Annotated in this window: 19 protein-coding genes and 1 pseudogene; 12 read left to right on the top strand and 8 right to left on the bottom strand. The window is 69.2% G+C overall.

What is annotated here, in order from left to right:
- The first annotated feature begins 37 nt into the window (after nt 1-37).
- The 5 genes from LTV02_RS05420 (at nt 38) to LTV02_RS05400 (ending at nt 7,524) form a co-directional block, all read left to right on the top strand.
- Nucleotides 38-1,288 carry an MFS transporter gene (locus tag LTV02_RS05420; RefSeq protein ID WP_233038798.1) on the top strand — a complete coding sequence of 417 codons (1,251 nt, stop codon included), beginning with the start codon at nt 38-40 and terminating at the stop codon, nt 1,286-1,288.
- Entirely contained in the window at nt 1,285-2,499 is a 1,215-nt protein-coding gene (locus tag LTV02_RS05415; protein WP_233038797.1) for an amidohydrolase, read from the top strand. The genes LTV02_RS05420 and LTV02_RS05415 overlap by 4 nt, the downstream gene beginning before the upstream one ends.
- An 86-nt stretch (nt 2,500-2,585) precedes the next feature.
- On the top strand, nt 2,586-3,752 hold the full coding sequence (locus LTV02_RS05410; RefSeq protein ID WP_233038796.1) for an endonuclease/exonuclease/phosphatase family protein: 1,167 nt from the start codon (nt 2,586-2,588) through the stop codon (nt 3,750-3,752).
- Between the two features lie 169 nt (nt 3,753-3,921).
- Nucleotides 3,922-5,118, top strand: a complete 1,197-nt coding sequence (locus tag LTV02_RS05405) for a L,D-transpeptidase (protein WP_233038795.1) — start codon at nt 3,922-3,924, stop codon at nt 5,116-5,118.
- 75 nt (nt 5,119-5,193) lie between these two features.
- On the top strand, nt 5,194-7,524 hold the full coding sequence (locus LTV02_RS05400; RefSeq protein WP_233038794.1) for a galactose oxidase-like domain-containing protein: 2,331 nt from the start codon (nt 5,194-5,196) through the stop codon (nt 7,522-7,524).
- 4 nt (nt 7,525-7,528) lie between these two features.
- On the opposite strand, the gene LTV02_RS05395 is transcribed toward LTV02_RS05400, so the two are convergent.
- Nucleotides 7,529-7,930 (bottom strand): SgcJ/EcaC family oxidoreductase, encoded by a 402-nt coding sequence (locus LTV02_RS05395; protein ID WP_067723286.1) that lies wholly within the window; start codon nt 7,928-7,930, stop codon nt 7,529-7,531.
- Nucleotides 7,931-8,380: 450 nt separating this feature from the next.
- On the opposite strand from LTV02_RS05395, the gene LTV02_RS05390 reads away from it, so the two are divergent.
- On the top strand, nt 8,381-8,830 hold the full coding sequence (locus LTV02_RS05390) for a hypothetical protein (protein WP_233038793.1): 450 nt from the start codon (nt 8,381-8,383) through the stop codon (nt 8,828-8,830).
- A gap of 17 nt (nt 8,831-8,847) precedes the next feature.
- On the opposite strand, the gene LTV02_RS05385 is transcribed toward LTV02_RS05390, so the two are convergent.
- The 3 genes from LTV02_RS05385 to LTV02_RS05375 form a co-directional block, all read right to left on the bottom strand.
- A complete protein-coding gene (locus LTV02_RS05385; RefSeq protein WP_084536308.1) occupies nt 8,848-9,360 on the bottom strand; it encodes an alpha/beta hydrolase family protein in 513 nt (170 codons plus the stop codon).
- A 290-nt stretch (nt 9,361-9,650) separates the two neighbouring features.
- Nucleotides 9,651-10,832 carry a chromate efflux transporter gene (chrA, locus tag LTV02_RS05380; RefSeq protein ID WP_233038792.1) on the bottom strand — a complete coding sequence of 394 codons (1,182 nt, stop codon included), beginning with the start codon at nt 10,830-10,832 and terminating at the stop codon, nt 9,651-9,653.
- A gap of 134 nt (nt 10,833-10,966) precedes the next feature.
- Complete coding sequence (locus LTV02_RS05375; RefSeq protein ID WP_233038791.1) at nt 10,967-11,902, bottom strand: YihY/virulence factor BrkB family protein; 936 nt, start codon at nt 11,900-11,902, stop codon at nt 10,967-10,969.
- Nucleotides 11,903-12,043: 141 nt separating this feature from the next.
- On the opposite strand from LTV02_RS05375, the gene LTV02_RS05370 reads away from it, so the two are divergent.
- Both LTV02_RS05370 and LTV02_RS05365 read left to right on the top strand, forming a co-directional pair.
- Complete coding sequence (locus LTV02_RS05370; protein ID WP_067722521.1) at nt 12,044-12,373, top strand: plasmid stabilization protein; 330 nt, start codon at nt 12,044-12,046, stop codon at nt 12,371-12,373.
- An 83-nt stretch (nt 12,374-12,456) separates the two neighbouring features.
- A complete protein-coding gene (locus LTV02_RS05365; RefSeq protein WP_233038790.1) occupies nt 12,457-13,356 on the top strand; it encodes a SigB/SigF/SigG family RNA polymerase sigma factor in 900 nt (299 codons plus the stop codon).
- Here the strand turns inward: LTV02_RS05365 and LTV02_RS05360 are convergent.
- Together LTV02_RS05360 and LTV02_RS05355 are read right to left on the bottom strand one after the other, a co-directional pair.
- A complete protein-coding gene (locus LTV02_RS05360) occupies nt 13,286-13,597 on the bottom strand; it encodes an STAS domain-containing protein (RefSeq protein ID WP_233038789.1) in 312 nt (103 codons plus the stop codon). The genes LTV02_RS05365 and LTV02_RS05360 overlap by 71 nt on opposite strands.
- A 193-nt stretch (nt 13,598-13,790) precedes the next feature.
- A complete protein-coding gene (locus LTV02_RS05355; protein WP_067722517.1) occupies nt 13,791-14,408 on the bottom strand; it encodes a TetR family transcriptional regulator in 618 nt (205 codons plus the stop codon).
- A gap of 96 nt (nt 14,409-14,504) precedes the next feature.
- Between LTV02_RS05355 and LTV02_RS05350 the strand changes: the two genes are divergently transcribed.
- Nucleotides 14,505-15,287 (top strand): SDR family NAD(P)-dependent oxidoreductase, encoded by a 783-nt coding sequence (locus LTV02_RS05350; protein WP_233038788.1) that lies wholly within the window; start codon nt 14,505-14,507, stop codon nt 15,285-15,287.
- A gap of 65 nt (nt 15,288-15,352) precedes the next feature.
- On the opposite strand, the gene LTV02_RS05345 is transcribed toward LTV02_RS05350, so the two are convergent.
- Entirely contained in the window at nt 15,353-15,787 is a 435-nt protein-coding gene (locus LTV02_RS05345) for a helix-turn-helix domain-containing protein (protein ID WP_233038787.1), read from the bottom strand.
- Nucleotides 15,788-15,998: 211 nt separating this feature from the next.
- Between LTV02_RS05345 and LTV02_RS05340 the strand changes: the two genes are divergently transcribed.
- Nucleotides 15,999-16,382 carry a hypothetical protein gene (locus tag LTV02_RS05340; RefSeq protein ID WP_067722511.1) on the top strand — a complete coding sequence of 128 codons (384 nt, stop codon included), beginning with the start codon at nt 15,999-16,001 and terminating at the stop codon, nt 16,380-16,382.
- A gap of 75 nt (nt 16,383-16,457) precedes the next feature.
- Here the strand turns inward: LTV02_RS05340 and LTV02_RS05335 are convergent, their stop codons facing one another.
- Nucleotides 16,458-19,094: a LuxR C-terminal-related transcriptional regulator gene (locus tag LTV02_RS05335; protein WP_233038786.1), complete on the bottom strand. Its 2,637-nt coding sequence runs from the start codon at nt 19,092-19,094 to the stop codon at nt 16,458-16,460.
- A 232-nt stretch (nt 19,095-19,326) separates the two neighbouring features.
- On the opposite strand from LTV02_RS05335, the pseudogene LTV02_RS05330 reads away from it, so the two are divergent.
- Both LTV02_RS05330 and LTV02_RS05325 read left to right on the top strand, forming a co-directional pair.
- A pseudogene (locus LTV02_RS05330) lies at nt 19,327-19,515 on the top strand (AI-2E family transporter); the annotation flags it as partial.
- A 4-nt stretch (nt 19,516-19,519) separates the two neighbouring features.
- A complete protein-coding gene (locus LTV02_RS05325; protein WP_233038785.1) occupies nt 19,520-19,897 on the top strand; it encodes an SHOCT domain-containing protein in 378 nt (125 codons plus the stop codon).
- Nucleotides 19,898-19,902: the final 5 nt, after the last annotated feature.

Below are 19,902 nucleotides of genomic sequence, written 5' to 3'. Positions count from 1 at the left end.
GAGTTACGCACCCCGCCGCGAAAGGGTTCGCCAGCCGATGCCGCGCACCACCCGGATCACCGTCCTGCTGCTGTTCGCGGCGTGGGTGGTGGATTACATCGATCGCATCGTCATCAATTTCGCACTGCCCTCGATCGGCGACGATCTCGGGCTCGACCACACCCAGCAGGGCCTGCTGGTGTCGGTGTTCTTCCTCGCCTACGCGGGCATGCAGGTGCCGGGCGGGCTGCTCGCGGACAGGTTCGGAGCGCTCACCGTGGGCGGCATCGGACTGCTGGCCTGGTCGGTGTTCACCGGATTGACCGCGCTGGCTTGGTCTTTCAGCGTGCTGCTGGCCATGCGATTCCTGTTCGGCCTGGTGCAGGGGGTGTTCCCGGCGGCCGCGCTGAAAGCGCTGTCGGAGCGCACGGCGCCGGAGCAGCGCACCACGGCCTCGGGCTGGGTGAACTCCTCGAATGCGGCAGGCATCCTGTTCGCGTCGGTGATCGCGGCGATGCTGCTGCCGGCCGCGGGCTGGCGCGTCATGTTCGCGGTCATCTCGCTGCTGGGCGTGGCGGTGGTGCTGGCGTGGCGGCGCTGGATGCCGGAACCGTTGCCGCACAACGAACTCGCGGCCCCACTGCTGGATCCCGCCGCCCGCCGTGCCGTGCTGCGCGCCCCCGCGCTGCTGGGTTTCGCGGCCATGTTCTTCGGCTACGACGTGCTGGTGTGGGGTGTGACCGCGTGGTCTCCCACCTATCTGCACGAGGTACGCGGTATAGAGATGAGTGTGATCGCGTGGGCGTCGCTGCCGTCGACCGCCGCCGGTGCGGTGGGCGTGGTGCTGGGTGCACGGCTGTCGGATCGGCTGGGCGGACGGGCCCGGCTGATCGTCGCGCCCGCCATGACCGTCGTGGTCGCACTGCTGTTCCTGCTGCCGCGCGTGCAATCGTTCCCGCTGTTCATCGTGACCGCCTCGATCATGGGGCTGGTGGCGTCGCTCTGCTATATGCCCGCGTTCGCGGTGCCCCTGCGCGCCCTGCCCAGTAGTTTCCTGGGCGTGGCCACCGGCGTGATCATCTTCGGCGGACAGCTGGCTGGCGTGCTCAGTCCCCTGGCGTTCGGCGTGGTCACCGATCACGTCTCCTACACCACGGCTTTCGAGGTGATGGCCCTCGGACCGCTGGTGGCGATCGTGGCCGCGTTCCTGGTGCCGCAGTCCGCCGACGCCTTCCGCGCCGCCGTCACTTCCCGAACTCCCCTGCCCGCCGACGCCATTCCCGCCACCGCGAAGGAGATCACCTCATGAACCAGCCGACCCCGGACGCACACTGGCAGCAGGTGTATCGCCACCTGCACGCGCACCCGGAACTCTCCGGCCAGGAGCACGCCACCGCGCGATTGGTCGCCGACGAACTGCGCGCCATGCCGGGCTGGGATGTCACCCCGGGCGTCGGCGGCACGGGCGTGGTGGCCGTCCTGCACGGCGGTCCCGGTCCGGTGGTCTGGCTGCGCGCCGATATGGACGCGCTCCCCGTGCAGGAGCAGACGGGCCTGGACTACGCCTCGGAAACCGCCGGCGTCATGCACGCCTGCGGCCACGACGTGCACGTGACCGCGCTGCTGGCCGCCTGCGCCGAACTGGCCGCCGGCCCCGCCCTGCCCGGCACCGTGGTCGCGGTCTTCCAGCCCGCCGAGGAGACCGGCGCGGGCGCGCAGGCCATGCTGAACGACGGCCTGCTGGAACGTTTCCCGGCCCCGGGCATCGTGCTGGGCCAGCATGTCGGCCCGATGCCCGCCGGTCTCGCCGTCACCCGCGGCGGCGTCCTGATGGCCGCCTCCGATTCGATCCGGGTGCTGCTCACCGGTTCCGGCGGCCACGGCTCCATGCCGCACGCCGCCGTCAATCCGCTGGTCATGGCCGCGTCGCTGGTGCTGCGCCTGCAAACCCTTGCCGCCCAGCAGTCCTCGCTGCCCAATTCGCCGATTCTCACCCCGGGCGCACTGCACGTGGGCACCCGGCCGAACATCATCGCCGAATCCGCGGAACTGCTGCTGACCCTGCGCACCTTCTCCGACTCCACCCGCCGCCGCATGCTCGATGCCGTCGAACGGGTCACGGCCGCCGAAGCCGAGGCCGCGGGCGCCCCGCAGCCGCCGAAAGTCGAGTTCTACGATCCGTTCCCGGTCACCGTGAACACCCCCGACGCCACCGAACGCCTGATCGCGGCCCTCACCGCGGGCGGCGTACCGACCCTGCCGTTGACCGATCCGCTCACCGGCAGCGAGGATTTCGGCCTGTTCGGCACGGCGGCGGGCTGCCCGTCGGTGTTCTGGCATATCGGCGGCGTCGACCCGGCCCGCTTCACCGAGGCCGATCAGCAGCTCATGCTCACCGAGCATCTGCTGCCGGAACGCTTCCCGGCCAATCACTCCCCGCGTTTCGCCCCGGATCCGGAGCAGACGCTGCCGCCCGCCGTCCGCGCCCTGGTGACCGCGGCCCGCGACCGATTCGAGTAGCTCACTACTCGCTCGCCGCCGCCGTGGCGGTGCCAGACTGGTCTCGAGCGATCACGCTCGAGCACTGCGACCGGTGGAGCGCTGCCATGGCTACCAACCGCATTCGAATCGCCTCCTTCAATGTGGAGAACCTCTTCGCCCGGGCCCGGGTGCTCGGCGCGCCGCCCGGCGTCGCCGATCCGGTGCTCGACGCCTACGCCAGGGTCAACGAGATCTTCGAGCACGAGATCTATTCCCCCGCCGACAAGGCCGAGATCCTGCGCCTGCTGAAAGTCCTGGATCTGCTGCTCGATGACGGCGATGCGACCCGGGAGGACACCTTCGCCGTCATGCGCCGGATTCGCGGCAAACTGCTGAAGAAACCGCAGGGCGGCACCGCCGACGACGTGATCGTGGTGGCCGAGGGCCGCCAGGATTGGGTGGGCTGGGTCGAGCTGATCAAGGACCGCACCGATTCGGCCGCCATGAGCAATACCGCCCGGGTGTTCACCGAGATCGGCGCCGATATCGTCGGCGTGGTGGAGGCCGAGGACCGCAATACGCTGCAGCGCTTCGGGTTCACGCTGATCCGCGACGAGCAGGGCGAGCCGCGCTATCCGCACGTCATGCTCATCGACGGCAATGACAAGCGCGGCATCGACGTCGGCGTGATCTCCACCGGCCGCTACCCATTGCGGGATATTCGCTCGCACGTGGACGACGGCCCCCTCGACAATCGGACCTTCAGCCGCGACTGCCCCGAGTATCGCTTCCAATTCCCCGCCGGCAGTGCGCTGGCCGGGCAGCCGTTCGTGCTGCTGGTGAACCATCTCAAGAGCAAGTTCGGCGGGCACCAGTCCAGCAGCGACAAACGGCGCAAGAAGCAGGCCGCGCGGGTGGCCGAGATCTACCGGCGGCTGCGGGACGAGGGCGTCGAGCACGTGGTGGTGCTGGGCGATTTCAACGACACCCCCGACAGCGACGCGCTGAAACCACTGCTGGACGCCACCGACCTCACCGATATCAGTGCGGCGCCGGGCTTCGACGACGGCGGCCGCCCGGGCACCCTGGGCAATGGCACCGCGCGCCAGAAGATCGACTACATCCTGTTGTCGCCCAGCCTGTTCGCGCGAGCCAGCGGCGGCGCCATCTTCCGCAAGGGGGTGTGGGGCGGGGTGCACGGCACCCTGTTCCCGCACTTCGACACCATCGCCGGACCGGAACAGGCGGCCTCGGATCACGCCGCCGTCTACGCCGACCTCGATATCGGCTGACCCGGCCGGGGACACACTGGCAAGCGCGATCCGGGCCGCGGCGGGAAACGAATCTATCCGGTGTCGGTTCTGCGACGGATCGGTGGAGATCAGGCTTGTCGGCGTGTCGGATGTGCGTCTCGAAAAGCATGCTGACCGTGGCCGTCGGGCAGGCGAAAGGAGACGTACGGTGGGTTTGAGACGTCGGGAGCTGCTGATCGGCTTGGCGGGAGCGGGCGGGCTCACCCTCGCCGGATGCGGACGCGACCGGGAACCCGCGCCGCCGCCCAAACCGGCGGTGCTCCGTTTCGAACCGGCCCTCGACGCCCGCGACGTGGATGCGCGGCAGCCGGGCCGGGTCACGGTCACCGATGGCGCCCTGCGCAGTGTGGAGTGGATCGACGAGACCGGGCGGCCGCTGCCGGGCGCGCTGAGCGCCGATCAGCGGACCTGGACCTCCGCCGAACCGCTCGGCTACGGCCACACCTACACCGCGAAAGCCGTGGCGCACGGCGAAACCGGAGACATCACCGCGACCGCGAACTGCGCGACCGTCGTGCCCGATCGGCTCGTCGATGTCTCGCTGCGGTCGGCGACCATGGTCGAACTCGCCGAAAACGACACGTACGGCGTGGGTTTGGTGCTGGTGGCGCATTTCGCCGAGCCTGTCGACCGGGTGACGGCGGAAACCCAGCTGAAGGTGATCACCGAGCCGGCGGTGCCCGGATCCTGGTTCTGGCTCGACGATCAGAACGCGCACTGGCGGCCGGAACGGTACTACGCGGCGGGTTCCCGGGTCACGGTGGCGGCCGAACTGTTCGGCGTCCCGCTCGGCGGCGGCGCGTACGGGCTACGGGATCAGCGGGTTTCGGTGCTGATCGGGCCGGCACGGGTGGCCATCGCCGACGACAACACCAAGATGATCGACGTCTTCGAGAACGGAAACCTGGTGCGCACCATGCCCACTTCGATGGGCATGGGCGGTTCGGCGGTGGTGGGCGGGCGGCTGCTCTCGTTCTGGACCCGGCCGGGCACCTATACGGTGCTGGACCGGCAGAACCCGGTCATCATGGATTCCTCCAGCTATGGGCTGCCGGTGAATTCGCGGCTCGGCTACAAGACCAGCATCGATCACGCGGTGCGCATCAGCCACGACGGCATCTTCGTGCACGCGCTGGCGGAAAGCATGTGGGCGCAAGGCAATACGAACGTCTCGCACGGCTGCCTGAACCTGTCGCCGGCCGATGCCGCCTGGTTCTACGACTTCATCGGCACCGGTGACGTGGTGGAGGTGCGCAATACCGGCGGCGAACCCCTCGACATCTGGCAGAACGGCGACTGGAGCATGCCGTGGCCGGATTGGCTGCGCGGCAGCGCCCGCGCCTGACCCGGCGCGCGGACATCGGCGGACAACCTCGCCGATCGGCGGGCGAGATCATCGCCGAGGGACGACGATCTAGGCGTGGCAGGTGAATTCGTGGCGGTGCCCGGCTGGCCCGCGTGGGAGAACCAGGACTGCGGGATAGCCGTCGGCGATATCGACGGCGACGGCGCACCGGATGTGCTGGTGCTCATGGTCGACGACCCGGCCGGGCAGAACGCGGGACTGTATCGGGTGGGCAATGGATTCGCCGCCGATGGGTCGGTCCGGGACTGGGGGCCGTGGCTCACCGTGCCGGACTGGTTCGGCTGGGAGAACCAGGGCGCCGGGGTCGCGCTCGCGGACCTGAGCGGCAACGGGCGCCTCGATCTGGTGGTGTTCGTGGTGGACAACCCGCCCGGCCAGAACCAGGGGTACTACCGGATCGGCCGGGATCTGGCCGCGGACGGCACCGTGACCGGCGGCTGGACGCCGTGGCTCGCGGTGCCCGACTGGTTCGGCTGGGAGAACCAGGGCGCGGATATCTGCCTGACCCGGATCGACGGGCAGGACGTGCTGGTGGTGCTGACCGTCGACAATCCGCCCGGACCGAACTCCGGGCAATTCCGGCTGGCCAAAGGCATCCGGGCGGACGGGACCGTCGGCGCGTGGACGCCGTGGGTGGCGGTGCCGGACTGGTACGGGTGGGAGAACCAGGGCGCGGGCATCACGGCCGCCGACCTCGACGGTGACGGCCGGCCCGAACTGGTGGTGTTCGGCGTCGACAATCCCGGCGGCGCCAATTCCGGGGTGTACACCATCGGCTGGGGACTGGACGGGTCCGGGCACGCGCTCGACGGCTGGAGCGCCTGGACGGTGCTGCCGTGGGAGTTCACCGAAAACCAGGGCGCGGCAACGGCTCTGCTCGACACCGGCGGGGCACAACCGGAACTGGTGGTGTGCACCATCGACGCGCCCGAGGGACGCAATGCCGGATATCTGCGGGTCCTCGAACTGGAAACCGATCTCACGCACGCCGCGCATCTGGGGGTGTGGCGGATCCTCGACTTCAACACCGAGATCAATCCGGTGCACGCCGCTCTGCTGCACACCGGCGACGTGCTGTTCTTCGCGGGCTCCGGGAACGATCCGGACCGGCACGAGGCGCACGAATTCCGTACGCGGGTCTGGCATTACCCGCACCCGGGGCTGGACGCGCCGAGCACGCCCATCGACCTGTTCTGTGTCGGCCAGGCCTTCCTGCCCGACGGCCGGCTGCTCGCGGCGGGCGGCACAGAACGCTACGACCCGTTCTACGGCCTGCGCGACGCCCTCATCTTCGATCCGGCCGACCTGACCTGGAATCGGGTGCCGGACATGGCATTCGGGCGGTGGTATCCGTCGCTGGCGGCACTGCCGGACGGCAAGGTGGTGGCGGTGTCCGGGCTCGGCGCCGACAATTTCCTGTCGGTGGTGCCGGAGCTGTTCGATCCGGAGACCCGGACCTGGTCCACGCTGCCGGTGCCCGGACCCATACCCATGTACGGCCATCTGGTGCTGCTCGCCGACGGACGGCTGTTCTACACCGGCGGCCAGTACGGCGGCAATAACGGTATGCGGCCGTCCATCTGGGATCCGGTCACCGGGGCCACCACCGAGGTCGGCGGCCTCACCGATCCGGGGTCCCGCAATCAAGCCGCCAGTGTGCTGCTGCCGCCCGCGCAGGATCAGCGGGTCATGTTGCTCGGCGGCGGCGGATTCGACATGCACAGTCCCGCACCGGCTCTCGCCGACGCCCGGATCGTCGATACCACCGCCGCGCACCCGGAATACGTGGCCGCGCCGCCGATGGACCATGCCCGCATGCACCTGAGCGCCGTGCTGCTGCCCGATCGCACGGTACTGGCCACCGGCGGTTCGGGCATGGAGGAAATGGCGCACGCCGCACCGGCGCACGCCGAGATCTTCGACCCCGCCACCGGGATGTGGATGCACACCGCACCGTGCCGCGTGCCCCGGCTCTACCATTCCATCGCGCTGCTCACTCCCGACGGCAAGGTGATCACGGCGGGCTCCAATCCGGCGCGCAAGACCGAAGAGCTCCGGATCGAAATCTATTGGCCCGCCTACCTTTTCCGGGGGCCGCGGCCCGGCCTCGCGCTCGGGGCGGACACCGTCGGCTACGGCGGCACCCTCACCGCCGTCACCGACACCCCGATCCGCGAAGCCTCGCTGTTCCACCCCGGCGCGTGCACCCACTCGTGCGACAACGAGCAGCGGCTCATCGATCTCGAATTCACCACTCCCGCAGCGAATTCGCTCAGCTTCACCATGCCGGGCAATCCGGCGCTCGCCCCGCCCGGCTGGTATCTGCTGTTCGTGGTGGACGGCAACGGCGTGCCGTCCACCGGACAGTGGGTGCGCCTGAACTGACCCGTTACTGCTCCGGGCAGTTGTGATAGGCGGTGATCAGCCACCGCCCGTCACGCCGGACCAGAGTCCAGGTCGCCAGCACCCAGCGGTCGGCGGGCGGTTCGCCCTCGCCCGCCATCACCACTGCGCTGCGGCTCACCACGACGGCGGTGTCGGGGGCCGGGAAACGCACCGACTGCGGTTCGTCGATCGTCGTCGAACCACGCAGCGGGCCCGCGAAACCCGCGGCCATATGCGTGCGGGTGGCCGCGCTGCCCTCATTGCGCACGCCGCGCAGAATCGACGTCGCCTCCGGGTCGTAGTCGGCGACGAACGCCTCCGCGTCATTGGCGGCCCACGCACGGTAGAGGTTGTTCAGGACGTCCAGAACGGCCTCACGGTCGGTGTGCACTGCGGTGTCGGACATGGTTCACTCCTCGGGTTCGCGGCCGCGTCGAGCGGCTCACGAGTACATACCGGCGAACCGTCGCCGATTCATCGCTGCGGCCCCAATACGATTCGTCCCGCGCCGTGATGGGCGGTGGTTGCGGATTCCAGCCGAACACGGCGGCCGGCGACGGCGACGCCGAGGGCAGGTGCACCGATCCAGCGGCGATCTCCCTCGAGCCTCCGCACTCCCGAACCCCGGCATCTACTAATCCGAATAGTAGATGAGGTCGCACAGAGTCCGGAATAACCCCTGGACGTGCCGATTTATCGCGCAAGCCCCCTCTACAGATTTCTTGCCTTTGCGCCATAAAGTGATAGCTTCTCTCTATGGCCGTTTTGGTCTGAGAGTCATCGGCGCATCGAGGGAGATGCCGTGCACAGGGCCGTGAAAGTTACCGCCGCCGGGGTTTGCGGGACAGTATTCGGGATGGTTGCGTGTCTGTTCGGGGCGGCGGGCGCCGCGCACGCGGACACACCGGGCGGACCGGTGGTCGTGGACGGCACCGCGTATTTCGCCATGGGCGACTGGAACTGTTCGATCGGGGCGGACGGCGCGGTCGGATGCGATCTCGCGACACCCGCTTCGGTGATGCAGGTGCTGTATGTGGGAATGCAGGTGCCGGTGCCGAATGTGTCTGCGATAGTCATCGATTCGACCGCGCTGCCCGCGCATCCGCAGTGGAACTCCAATGGGAGTCATACGCTGCCGGGCGGAAACCCGGCGCTGGAACGGATTTCGGCCGTCAACTATTACGATCCGCAGTTCTGGGTGACGCATGCCGGGGCTACCTGCCAGATCACCTTCAAGGGTGCGGCCGTATGCAGTTCGATGGGGCATGGATTCAGCCAATGGGGACCAGAACCGTTCGGTTACTGATCCCCATGACTTGTTTACTACCGGTACCAGACGCCGGAATCCCAATCGCCGTAATCCCAGACGTTGAAATCGTAGCGGGTGTGCGCGCCGCCGAAGAGGTAGCCCCACCAGCCTGCGGAGGTGTCACACACCTGGTCGTCGCTGTTGCAGACGGTCAGCGTCGGGAAGCCGCCGAACCAATCGTCAACTCCGGAAAGCGGATAGCCGACGATCTGATTGCCGGGAGTCGAGGACAAACCGGCCCAGCCCGGGCCCGCGGCCCGCTTGGGATCCGCCAGCAGAATGGCATTGGCATCGCCGGCGTCCTGGTGATTGGTCACCCAGGCGTGCAGGATGCCCGCACCCTCGCTGTGACCGATCAGCTTGATGTGGTCACCCGGGCACTGGTCGCGATGCTGCCAGAACAGCCGGTCGATTTCGTAATACCCCGACATCGGGTTGGCGGAGGTATATCCGACGGGCTGATTGACGAACGGGGCGAACACCGACGAGGTGTTGTCTCCGAAACCGCCGATTCCGATGGCCCACACACCGGTACAGTCATCGGCCTGAGCCTGCGGACCGGTCGCGGAAGTGATGGAAAGGAGAAGGGCCAACAATAATGCGGCGAAGAGCGCCGTTGCTCTACGCATGGTCGTAACTTTCTTTATTTATTTGCCTCCGGGTCCGGCCCGGCTTGCGCCCTATGTACCCAGAAGTTGCTGGCGTTCTTGACTTCTGTCGAAACAGTTACACAGGGCCCGAATCCGTTTGCCGTAATGCAATGTCGGAGACGCGAATCGGCTTGCCCGTCAGCGTGATCTCGGCGAACCGGCGCCGATCAGCCGATGGGAAGTCCCGCCAGGGCCGCCAGCACGCCCAGCCCGCCGGCACCCAGGAGCGCGCTCACCACGCCGCGCCGCGCCGCCAGCAGCCAAATCGCCGCCGCCGCAAGCACTGCGAACTGCCAGCCGTGCCGCAGGGCCAGGGCGAGCGGGATCGCGGAGCCGATGATCGCGCCGATGACCGCGGGGCCCGCACCGGACAGGAAGGCCTGCACGGCGACATTTGCGCGCAGCCGGTCGAAATGGCGGCCGCCGAAGATGACGAAGAGGAACGAGGGGGCGAAAGCGACTGCGGCGGCGAACAATCCGCCGAACAGGCCCGCGGCCGCGTAGCCGACCACGGCCACCGTCTGCACCACCGGTCCGGGTGTGATCTGGCCCAGCGCAACGGCATTGAGGAATTGGGCCGGGCTCATCCAGTGATGGTGGTCGACCGCGTCGGACTGCATGAGCGGAATGATCACGAACCCGCCGCCGTAGGACAGCGCGCCCACCTTCAAGGCCACCCAGCCGACCGCCGCCAGCCCGCCCAGCGCGGGTGCACCGACCGCGAGCGGTATCGCGCGGGCCGCCGAGCCCGGACGGCGGGGCAGTGCGCCGCGCACCACGATCTCCGCCAATCCCGCTGCGATCAGCACCGATACCAGCCACGGCCCGATCAGCGCGGCCGCCGCACCGCCCGCGATCAGGTAGGCGATCCAGCGCGCCCGCGCCGCCCGTTCGGCCCCGGCCCGCTGCCGGCTCGCGGGCAGCAGCGCCGTCCCGGCCTGCACCGCTACCGCCGCCACCGCCGCGCCCGCACCGGCCGCCGCACCGCCCGCCCAGGCCGGCAGATCACCGGAGAGGAAGAAGGCGGCCAGCCCGAGAATCAGCACCAGACCCGGCACGATGAAACACAGCCCGCCCACCAACGCGCCGGCCGTGCCGCGCAAGCGCCAGGCGCAGAAAATGGCCAGCTGCGTGGACGCGGGCCCGGGCAGCAGGTTCATGGTCGCGATCGCGTCCTCGAACTCGGTCGCCCCGATCCAGCGCCGCCGCTCCACACACAGCTTCCGCAGCAGGGCGATATGGGTTGGCGGCCCGCCGAATCCGATACACCCGATCCGTCCCCATTCACGCGCGATGGTCCCCAGGCGCACCGGCCCGCCCGGCACCGGCCCATCGGCCTCCGCACTCACACCCGCACTCCCTCACATCACACCGAATCGGACCCCGATCAGCGCAGACGCTAACAGCCGGGGCATGACCTCGCGCGTCAAGGCGCGAAGACCACACGGCGGCCCCGGATCGCATGACGCACCGCCCGCGCGTCCTAATCCGTCTCCTCCGGTTCCTCGCGCGGCGGCAGGAACGGCGGCTGGTCGGCGTCCTGTCCTTCCTCGAGGCCGCGGCCACGCACCAGCTCGGCGTCGAAGGCCGCACCGAGCAGGACCGCCAGATTCGTCAGCCACAACCAGATCAGGAAGACCACCGCACCGCCCAGCGACCCGTACACCTGGTTGAAGGACCCGAAATGCGTCACGTACACGGTGAATCCGGCCGACGCCGCGGCCCACACCAGCACCGCGAGCGCGCTACCCGGGGTGAGCCAGCGAAATCCGGGCTGGCGCACGTTCGGCGCCGCCCAATACAGCAGCGCGCACACCAGGCTCACCAGCAGGGCCAGCACCGGCCATTTCAGCAAGCCCCACAATCGCACCGCGGTATCCCCCGCCCCGAGCCACTCCCCGGCGCGCGCCGCCAGCCGCCCGGTGAACAGCACGCCCACCGCCGAGACCCCGACGACGGACACCGTCGCGAGCGTGAGACCGAGCTGCAGCGGCAGCGTCTTCCAGATCGAGCGCCCCTCGTCCACCTCGTACAGCGAATTCGCGGCCCGGATGAACGCGCCGATGTACCCGGAGGAGGTCCATACGGCGGTGCCCAGCCCGACGAACGCCATTGGGCCGGAATAGGATCGGGCATCCTGCAAGCGTTCGATGCCGTCGACCACCAGCGCGGTCCCGTTGCCCGGCCCGATCTCGCGCACCGTGGCGATCAGCGAATCGGTCGCGCCGGGACCGAGCAGCCCGAGCACCGCGATCAGCACCAGCAGCGCCGGAAACAGCGACAGCACGCTGTAATACGTCAGCGCCGCCGCCCAATCGGTGAGCCGGTTCGTCCAGACCGCGAGCAGTACCCGCTTCGCCACTTCGCCCCAGCGCCGCCCGGGCAGCTCCGTCGGACCGGTTATCCGTCGCCGTACCATGGGCCCACCTCCGCGCTTCCCCGGCATACCCGCCCGTGACCGGCGGAAACTCGGGTTTTCCGGGCCCGTATGGCTGCGAGTTTGCCGGGCCGTGCGGCGGGTACCGCCGCGATATCCGGCACAACCATCAGGAGGCACGTCATGCCGAAGGAATGGACGCGGAAGCAGGAGCGGCAGTACCAGCACATCAAGGATTCGGCCAAGGAGCGCGGCGAGAGCACCGACCGCGCCGAGGAGATCGCCGCGCGGACGGTGAACAAGAACCGGGCCCAGGCGGGGCAGACCAAGACCGCCAGCCGCAGCTCGGTGCAGGACAAGTCGCCGCAGCAGCGGGGCGGACAGCGCTCCGGGCGGCGCGGACCCAAGGGCCTGACCCGCGATCAGCTCTACAACGAGGCCCGCCAGCGCAATATCGAAGGCCGGTCCAAGATGACGAAATCCCAGCTCGCGCACGCGCTCGGCAAGGATTGAGCGGACGCGGCGGGTTTTCTTCCGTGACTACTGGGTATCGGCCGCAGTACGCGAATTTCATTGCCACGGTTGAGGAAGTCGACATGCCCAGTGAACCCGAAGCCCGGCCCGGACCTGCGAGCGGACGCCGCCGTGGCGGCGATTCGTACGACAATATCGAGCCTTGGCTGGACAAGCTCGCAAGTCTGGACGCCGACAGCGCCGAGTACGCGCGCCTGCGGAACGAGGTCATCGGCCGCTGCCTGCCGCTCGGTGAGCACATCGCGCGGCGTTATGCCGGACGCGGGGTGGACTTCGAGGATCTGAACCAGATCGCGGCGGTCGGCGTGGTGCTGGCGGTCGACCGGTTCGATCCCAGCAATGGCGCGACCTTCCTGGCGTACGCCATTCCGACCATCATGGGCGAGGTCAAACGCTACTTCCGTGACAGCACCTGGGCGGTGCGAGTGCCGCGACGGCTCAAGGAACTACAGCAGCGGCTGACCACTGTCATCCCCGATCTGTCGCAACGGCTGGGCCGGCAGCCCACCGCGCGCGAACTGGCCGAGGCGACCGGCGCGGAGCTGACCGAGATCACCCAGGCGCTGATCGCCGCGAACAGTTACACCACCGAATCCCTGGACACCCGAGCGGCTTTCGACGACGAGGGCGACAAGCCCCTGGCGCCGGTGGACGGTCTGGCGGCCGCGGATCCCGGCTACGACCTGATCGAGGACTCGATCACCGCCGGGCCGCTGCTGGCGGAGCTGCCCGAGCGCGAGCGCACCATCCTGGTCATGCGCTACGGCCAGGACAAGACGCAGACGGAAATCGCTGCGGTGCTGGGCATTTCGCAGATGCAGATCTCGCGCATCCTGGCCCGCGTGCTGCGCGAGCTGCGGGAGCGGGCGCTCGGGCCCGCTCCGGCGGCGGTCACAGCATGCCGAAATCATCGGACAGGCCCGCGACGGCGAGCAGCCGCTCGACACAGTGCGACCCGATGATCCACAGCGAAATATGGTGCGCGGCGGCGTAATCGCGCGCATCCACCAGCGCGCGCAGGCCCGCGACGCCGAAGAAGGTGATCCGGGACAGATCGACGATGGCGGGCTCCCCCGAGCGCAGGGCGACGCCGAGCGCCGCCCGGAACTCGTCGACGGTCCGGATATCGATGTCGCCGGCGATGGCGCAGGTGGGGGTGGTGCCATTACCGGTCACCCGGCTGGCGGATCGGAATTCGGTCATGATCAGGACCTCGGCCCATGGCGTGGCGCCCGCAACGGCGGTGCGCCGACGAATCGCCTCGTAGATCAAGCGCGAGACTGGGCAGACTGCTCAACCCTGCCCAACGGGTGCCCGTTATCGGTCCGGTTCACACCTCCGGCGTGCCGGTACGCGCGGATTGCCCGTGGTAGCCGCCGTCGGCGGGTGATGGGACTCACCAGGCCGAGGTGATCCGGGCCAGGCAGGCGTCGACCACGTCGGCGGCGGAGTTCGGCGTGTCGGCGGCCGCCCACAGTTCGGTCGCCAGCCGGACCGCCGTATTGGCCATGGCGGCGGCGAGCGCGACATCGAGATCGTCGGCGGGCCGGCCGGTGCGGGCCGCGATAATGGGAATGAGCTGGGTTTCGCAATCGTGCTGGACGCGCAGCCAGGTGGCGCGCAGCGCGGGCAGCTGGGTGGCGGCCCGGACCAGCGGGCGCAGCCGGGTCTCGGCGATGCCCTCGGCGGCCAGGGTGCCCGCGGTGGCGGCGCGGTAGGAACGGCTCAGGGCCTCGCGCAACGGGAGTTCGGGCGGGCAGGCGGCCAGTTCGTCCGCCCAGGCCTGGGTGCCGATGGCCAGCAGCGGCGCGACCACATCCTCCTTGCCCGCGAAATAGCGGTAGAAAGTACGCAATCCCATGCCGGCGGCGGCCGCGATCTCCTCGACCGTCGTTGCGGCATAGCCGTTTTCGATGAACAGATGCGCCGCGACCATCGCCACTTCGCGGCGGGTGGCGGCGCGGCGGGTCTCGCTGAGCGCCGGCCGCCCGGCGCGATTTCGCTCGCTGCTCACCCGGGCACCTTACCGAGGCCGAAAGATTTCATGGCGCGCCGTGCCATTTTTGGCATACTGTGTCATTAACTAGTTCCACCGATCAGGAAGAGATCCATGAACCGTCTCGAGCAGCGCCGCATTCTGGTCACCGGCGCCGGATCCGGCATCGGCCAGGCCACCGTTCTCCGTCTGCTGTCCGAGGGCGCGATCGTCGCCGGCGCCGACGTCAATGCCGAGGGCCTGGAACTGACCCGCAAGCAGGCCGCCGAGGCGGGCACCGACGGCCGGCTCACCACCCTCGAAATGAACATCGGCTCGGAGTCCGACGTGGTCGCGGGCGTGGCGAGCGCCGTCGAATCGCTCGGCGGGCTGGACGCATTGGTGAACGCGGCGGGCATCCTGCGCGCGGCGCACACCCACGAGACGTCGCTGGATCTGTGGAATCAGATCATCAATGTGAACCTCACCGGCACCTTCCTGGTGATCCGGGAGGCACTGCCCGCGCTGCTGGCCAACCCGCGCAGCACGGTCGTCAATTTCTCTTCCACCTCGGCCAATTTCGCGCACCCGTACATGGCCGCGTACTCGGCGAGCAAGGGCGGCGTCCAGACGCTGACCCATGTGCTGGCCCTGGAGTACGGCAAGCGGGGGCTGCGCGCGGTGAGCGTCGCGCCCGGCGGCATCAAGTCCGGCATCACCGACGCCACCCCCGGCTATCTGCCGCAGGATTCGGACTGGTCGCTGTTCGGCCGGCTGATCGCCGTACTGCCGCAGGACAATCCGGAGGAACTGGCCGGGCCGGAGAACGTGGCGGGCGTCATCGCCATGCTGGTGTCCGACGACGGCCGGTTCATCAGCGGCACCGAGATCCGCATCGACGGTGCGGCACACACGTAGCAATTCGACCGCGGCGATACCCGAGGCCCCGGCCGGAATTCCGGCCGGGGCCTGGCCGTCTCCGCTCAGCCCGCGGCGCCGACCAGTTCGGACTCCGCACCGCGCAGAATGCCCTCGGCGGTACCCGCCGGCCATTCCAGTGCGGTGTCCAGCTTGGCCAGCACGTCCTCGGCCGGGGATTCCATCAGGCAGCGTTCGATCTGGCTGATTGCCCCGGCGGCCGGGCCGCCCTTGCGCGCCACATCGGCCTGCGTCCAGCCGTTTTCCTTCCGCCGCGCCTTCACGCGCTCGGACAGCGCCTTGATGTCCGGCTCTCCCGAGACCGCCGCGGCGGCCTGCGCGGGTGCGGCCGCCGCCGGGGCCGCCGCCTCGGCCGCTTCCGCCTGCGCGACGACCGGTTCCGCCGGCGCCCGCACGGCCTCCTGCGGCCGCGTCTTGCCGGAAGTCAGCAGCCCCTGCGTGATGAGCCTGGACCGCTTCCGCCTACCCATTTTCGCCATACACCGCTCCTCGATCCACAATCCCAGCCTTCGCTGAAGCACCGGATAGGTTGCCACAAGTTCGCGAGAATCCTCGATCATGCCCGAGTGTCGGCGCGCCACGCCGACCGATCCGGACGACCGCCCACCCCGTTTTCAGTCGGCGTGGCGCGGCTCGGCTCCCGCGAGGACACTGGTCGGTAGCGCCGAATCAGTTGCGGGAGAAGATGCGATGGCAACCAACGGACCGTTCGGGATCGACCCCGAGGACTTCGAACGCGCCCTGCGCGAGGCGGGCATCGAAATGCGTGACCTGCTCGGCAAGGCCGCCCAGTACGTGGACCGCACCAGTCTCAATACCCTGGCCGGTCTGCTCACCCAGTTCACCCAGCCCGAAAGCCCCAGAACGGCCAAACCGGAAGGCGATACCGCCGGTGAATCCGGCAGCGGGGTCTGGGCCATCTACACCCTCGACGCCGACGGCAGCGCCCGGGTGGACCAGGTCTTCCCCAATGAACTCGAAGCCCTGCGCGCCCATCGCGACAACACCGACGCCACCCGCCGCGTCCGCTTCCTCCCCTACGGCGTCGCCGTGAGCGTGCTCGACGCGACTTAGCTCGCGATCACCGGCCACGGGACCGGCGGCCACCTGGAATCCACAGCGGGGCCGAGGTTTTCGCGGGCGTCCGGTTCACAGCAGTCCGCTGCTGCGGGCGGCGCCGAGGACCGCCACGCGCGAGTTGGTGCCGAGTTTGGCGTAGATGGCGCGCAGGTGGGTTTTGACGGTGTTGATCGAGACGCCGAGGTCGTCGGCGATCTGCTGCATGGTGCGGCCGGAGGGCAACTGGCGCAGCACTTTCAGTTCGGTGCCGGTCAGGGCCGGGTGGCCGGTGCGGCGGCGGGCCAGGGGGTGGTGGCGCAGGCGGGTGGCGAGGGCGTCGTAGCGGCCGAAGCTGCCGGTGAAGCGGTCCAGCAGGGTCAGGGCGCCGGGCACTTCCAGGAAGGGGCGGGCGATGCGTTCGGCGGCGGCCTGCCGCAGGCCGTGCTCCACGCCGTCGCGGGCGCGGGTGACATCGCCGAGCGCGTGATGGGCGGCCGCGTGCAGTAGCCAGGCGGTCACCCGATGCACCGGATGCAGCGGCACCGTCTCCTCCAGCACCGGGTCGACGAGTTCGAGCACGCCGCGCGAGCGATGCGCGGTTTCGGCGAGAGCGGCTCGGGCAATGGCGATTTCGGGGGAATCGCCGAGTGCGGTGCGGCTCTGTTCGATCAGCAGTTGCGCCTCGTAGGTTTCGCGTACGCGCAGCAGCGGCCACACCACCAGGGCGATGAGCCCGGCGCTGGTGGCCGGGACCGGGCTGGTGTCCAGGACGCGAGCGAAGCTGTGGCGCAGGCGATCCGCCGCGTCGATCTTGTTGTCGGCGGTGTCGAAGGCGACCAGGCTGCCGATCAGATGGGCCTGCCAGCCGCCGGTCGCGCCGAGCGAACCGTCCAGCAGCGTGTGCTCGGCGAGAGTCCGTGCGATGGCCTCGTTTTCGGCCGGATCGCCCTGCACGTAGGCGCCGAAGGCGGCGAGGGCGGTGGCCTGCACGGCTTCCGGGGTGTCCAGCAGCGCATGCGTGCGCGCCAGTTCGAGCGCGTGCCCGGCGCGCTGCCGGGTGGTGGTCACGGCGCCCGCGAGCGCGGCGGACACGCTGAGCCGGGTGAGGGCGCGCACGCGCAGCCGCGGTTGCGCGCTCAGCTCGGCCACCGCCAGGCCCTGCCGCAGCCGCTCCTCCCCCGCCGCGAGTTCACCGCGCACGACCAGGGCGGTGGCGGTCTCGATGCGCGCGTACCCGTCGAGATCGGCATGCCCGGTGGCGGGCAGGGCGTCGGCGACGAATCGGTCGTCCAGGGCGAGTCCCGTGGTGACCGCCAGTTCGCAGGTGACCGCGGCGGCCAGGGCGGTGCGCATTTCGGCGCTCGCGAGGGATTCCTGGTCGTCCGGGCGCTCGCGCATGGCCTCGAAATGGGCTCGCGCCGCGCCGGTGTCACCGTGGACCAGGGCGTCGACCACGCGCAGCCACCGCAGGTACGGATCCGCGGGCAGGGCCGGATCGATGGCCGTCAGCGCTTCGAACAGGCTGGCGCCGTGCCCGCTGATGGTCAGGTGCAGCGCGTGCTCGCGCAGGAATGCCAGCAGCGGTTGCCGATTCGGCATGGCGAGCACATGCGGCAGCGCGGCCTCCGGTTCCCGCGTGGATTGCAGGTGCAGTGAGGTCCGCAGATGCAGTTCCGCGGCCAGGTCCGGGCCGAGCCGATCGAGTTCGGCGCGGAAGTAGGCGCGCAGCATCGGGTGGTAGGCGAACCGGATCTCGGTGCCGCGCACCACCGAGGTGAGCGGAAAGTTCGACCGTTCCAGTTCCTGGAGCCGATGCCCGGCCCCGCCGCCGACCAGTTCGTCGGCGAGCTGTTCGGTGAATTCGGCCGGGACGCTGGTGTAGGTGAGGAACATGCGCAGGTCCGGGGACAGGGTATCGATCAGCTCGGCGGCCAGCAGGTCCGCGATCGAGGCGGGCAGCCGGGCCAGGGCGGTGAGCGCGGCGGCCGAATCGTCCTGCCGCGCGGTCAGATACACGACGGACAGCCGGACCAGTGCAGGCCAGCCGCGGGTGAGCTCCAGCAGTGTGGCCAGTTCGGCGTCCTCTAGTTCGCAGCCCTGATCGCCGCACAGCCGCCGGGTTTCCGCGGCCGAGAACGCCAGATCGATCGCGCCCCAGCGCCGCAGCCGTGCGGACAGTTCCAGCAGATGCCAGCGGATGGGCGGTTCGAAGCGCCCGGCCACCACGATCATGACGGTCGGCGGCGCGTGCAACAGGAAGTGTTCGACGGCGGCCAGCGTCGGCGGGTCGGTGATCAGGTGCGCGTCGTCGAGGACGATCAGGGCCCGCTCCCCGCATTCGGCCAGGGCCGCGGCGAGTGCGTCCGCTGCCGCGAGCGGCGTGTCGAACGGGCCGTGCGCGGGATTCACGAACCCCAGCCGGGTGCGCAGCTGCTGCCAGAGCGTCGCCGGCGACTGCTGATCCACCGTGAGCCAGGCGACCCGCCGACGCGCACCGCGCTGCCGCCGAGCACGCGCCGCCCATTGCGCGAGTACCGCCGTTTTCCCGGTTCCGACCGGCGAGCGAACAAGCAGCACACTGCCATCCGGGGTTTCCGCCACCGCGTCCAGCTCGTCCAGCAGATGCCGCCGGGGAATCGGCGCGAATGCCAAGCGTGGAATTCCCGCGTCATCGGACAGCGAATTCCACCGTCTTTCCAGGAATTCGAGATCGTGTGCTTCCGTCATCGCCCCTCCCGATTTCCATCGACGAACTTCTACCGCGCTCGATCCCGGAGTTTAGCGGAGCAAACTACTCGAATTGTGAAAGCCGGAGGATCTTTTTCCCGGGCTCACCCGAATCGGGCGATGGTCATCCCCGCGCCACCGGCGAATACTCGCCGTGAGCCGTGTCGCCCACGCGGCCGTCCCGAAGGGAGACACGGCGATGGCCTCCGATGCGACGCCCGGCACCGGCTCGGGCGACGCGGTCGGCCTCAGCGTGACGATCACCTTCCTGTCGCCGATCTGCTGGGCCCGAGTGCTCGGCGCGCTCGGCGCCGTCCCGCTCACCCTGTTACCGAAAGCCGTTCTGCTGGATATCGATCCGTCGACGCGCTGGGTCAGCGCATTGATCAGTACCGCTCCGCAACCGACACCACGGAGGTAGGAAAATGTCGTTCTGGGAAGTGCTCTGGCTGATTATCGTGAGCTTCGCCTTCATCGCGTATCTGCTGTTGCTGTTCTACATAATCGGCGACCTGTTCCGCGATGACGCCACCTCCGGCTGGATGAAAGCGGTGTGGATCGTATTCCTCATCTTCCTGCCGATCCTCACCTCCCTGGTCTACCTCGTCGCCCGCGGCAAAGGCATGCAGGAACGCTCCACCGCGCAGGCCAAGCAGATCCGGGACGCCCAAGCCGCATACATTCAGCAAACAGCCGGAACCAACCCCTCGGCGCAGATCGCCCAAGCCCAGCTGCTGCTGGCCGAGGGCACCATCACCCAGCAGGAGTTCGATCAGCTGAAGGCCAAGGCCCTGGCTGCCTGAACGGA

It is taken from the genome of Nocardia yamanashiensis, from assembly GCF_021183565.1.
GTDB lineage: Bacteria > Actinomycetota > Actinomycetes > Mycobacteriales > Mycobacteriaceae > Nocardia > Nocardia yamanashiensis.
The sequence above is the reverse complement of the archived record's forward strand: the minus strand, read 5'-3'. Positions and strand labels throughout refer to the sequence as shown.

Coding starts and splice junctions, on each gene's coding strand:
- LTV02_RS05420 (WP_233038798.1), top strand. CDS start 38: ATGCCGCGCACCACCCGGATCACCGTCCTGCTGCTGTTCGCGGCGTGG.
- LTV02_RS05415 (WP_233038797.1), top strand. CDS start 1,285: ATGAACCAGCCGACCCCGGACGCACACTGGCAGCAGGTGTATCGCCAC.
- LTV02_RS05410 (WP_233038796.1), top strand. CDS start 2,586: ATGGCTACCAACCGCATTCGAATCGCCTCCTTCAATGTGGAGAACCTC.
- LTV02_RS05395 (WP_067723286.1), bottom strand. CDS start 7,930: ATGTCCGACACCGCAGTGCACACCGACCGTGAGGCCGTTCTGGACGTC.
- LTV02_RS05390 (WP_233038793.1), top strand. CDS start 8,381: ATGGTTGCGTGTCTGTTCGGGGCGGCGGGCGCCGCGCACGCGGACACA.
- LTV02_RS05375 (WP_233038791.1), bottom strand. CDS start 11,902: ATGGTACGGCGACGGATAACCGGTCCGACGGAGCTGCCCGGGCGGCGC.
- LTV02_RS05370 (WP_067722521.1), top strand. CDS start 12,044: ATGCCGAAGGAATGGACGCGGAAGCAGGAGCGGCAGTACCAGCACATC.
- LTV02_RS05365 (WP_233038790.1), top strand. CDS start 12,457: ATGCCCAGTGAACCCGAAGCCCGGCCCGGACCTGCGAGCGGACGCCGC.
- LTV02_RS05360 (WP_233038789.1), bottom strand. CDS start 13,597: ATGACCGAATTCCGATCCGCCAGCCGGGTGACCGGTAATGGCACCACC.
- LTV02_RS05350 (WP_233038788.1), top strand. CDS start 14,505: ATGAACCGTCTCGAGCAGCGCCGCATTCTGGTCACCGGCGCCGGATCC.
- LTV02_RS05345 (WP_233038787.1), bottom strand. CDS start 15,787: ATGGCGAAAATGGGTAGGCGGAAGCGGTCCAGGCTCATCACGCAGGGG.
- LTV02_RS05340 (WP_067722511.1), top strand. CDS start 15,999: ATGGCAACCAACGGACCGTTCGGGATCGACCCCGAGGACTTCGAACGC.
- LTV02_RS05335 (WP_233038786.1), bottom strand. CDS start 19,094: ATGACGGAAGCACACGATCTCGAATTCCTGGAAAGACGGTGGAATTCG.
- LTV02_RS05325 (WP_233038785.1), top strand. CDS start 19,520: ATGTCGTTCTGGGAAGTGCTCTGGCTGATTATCGTGAGCTTCGCCTTC.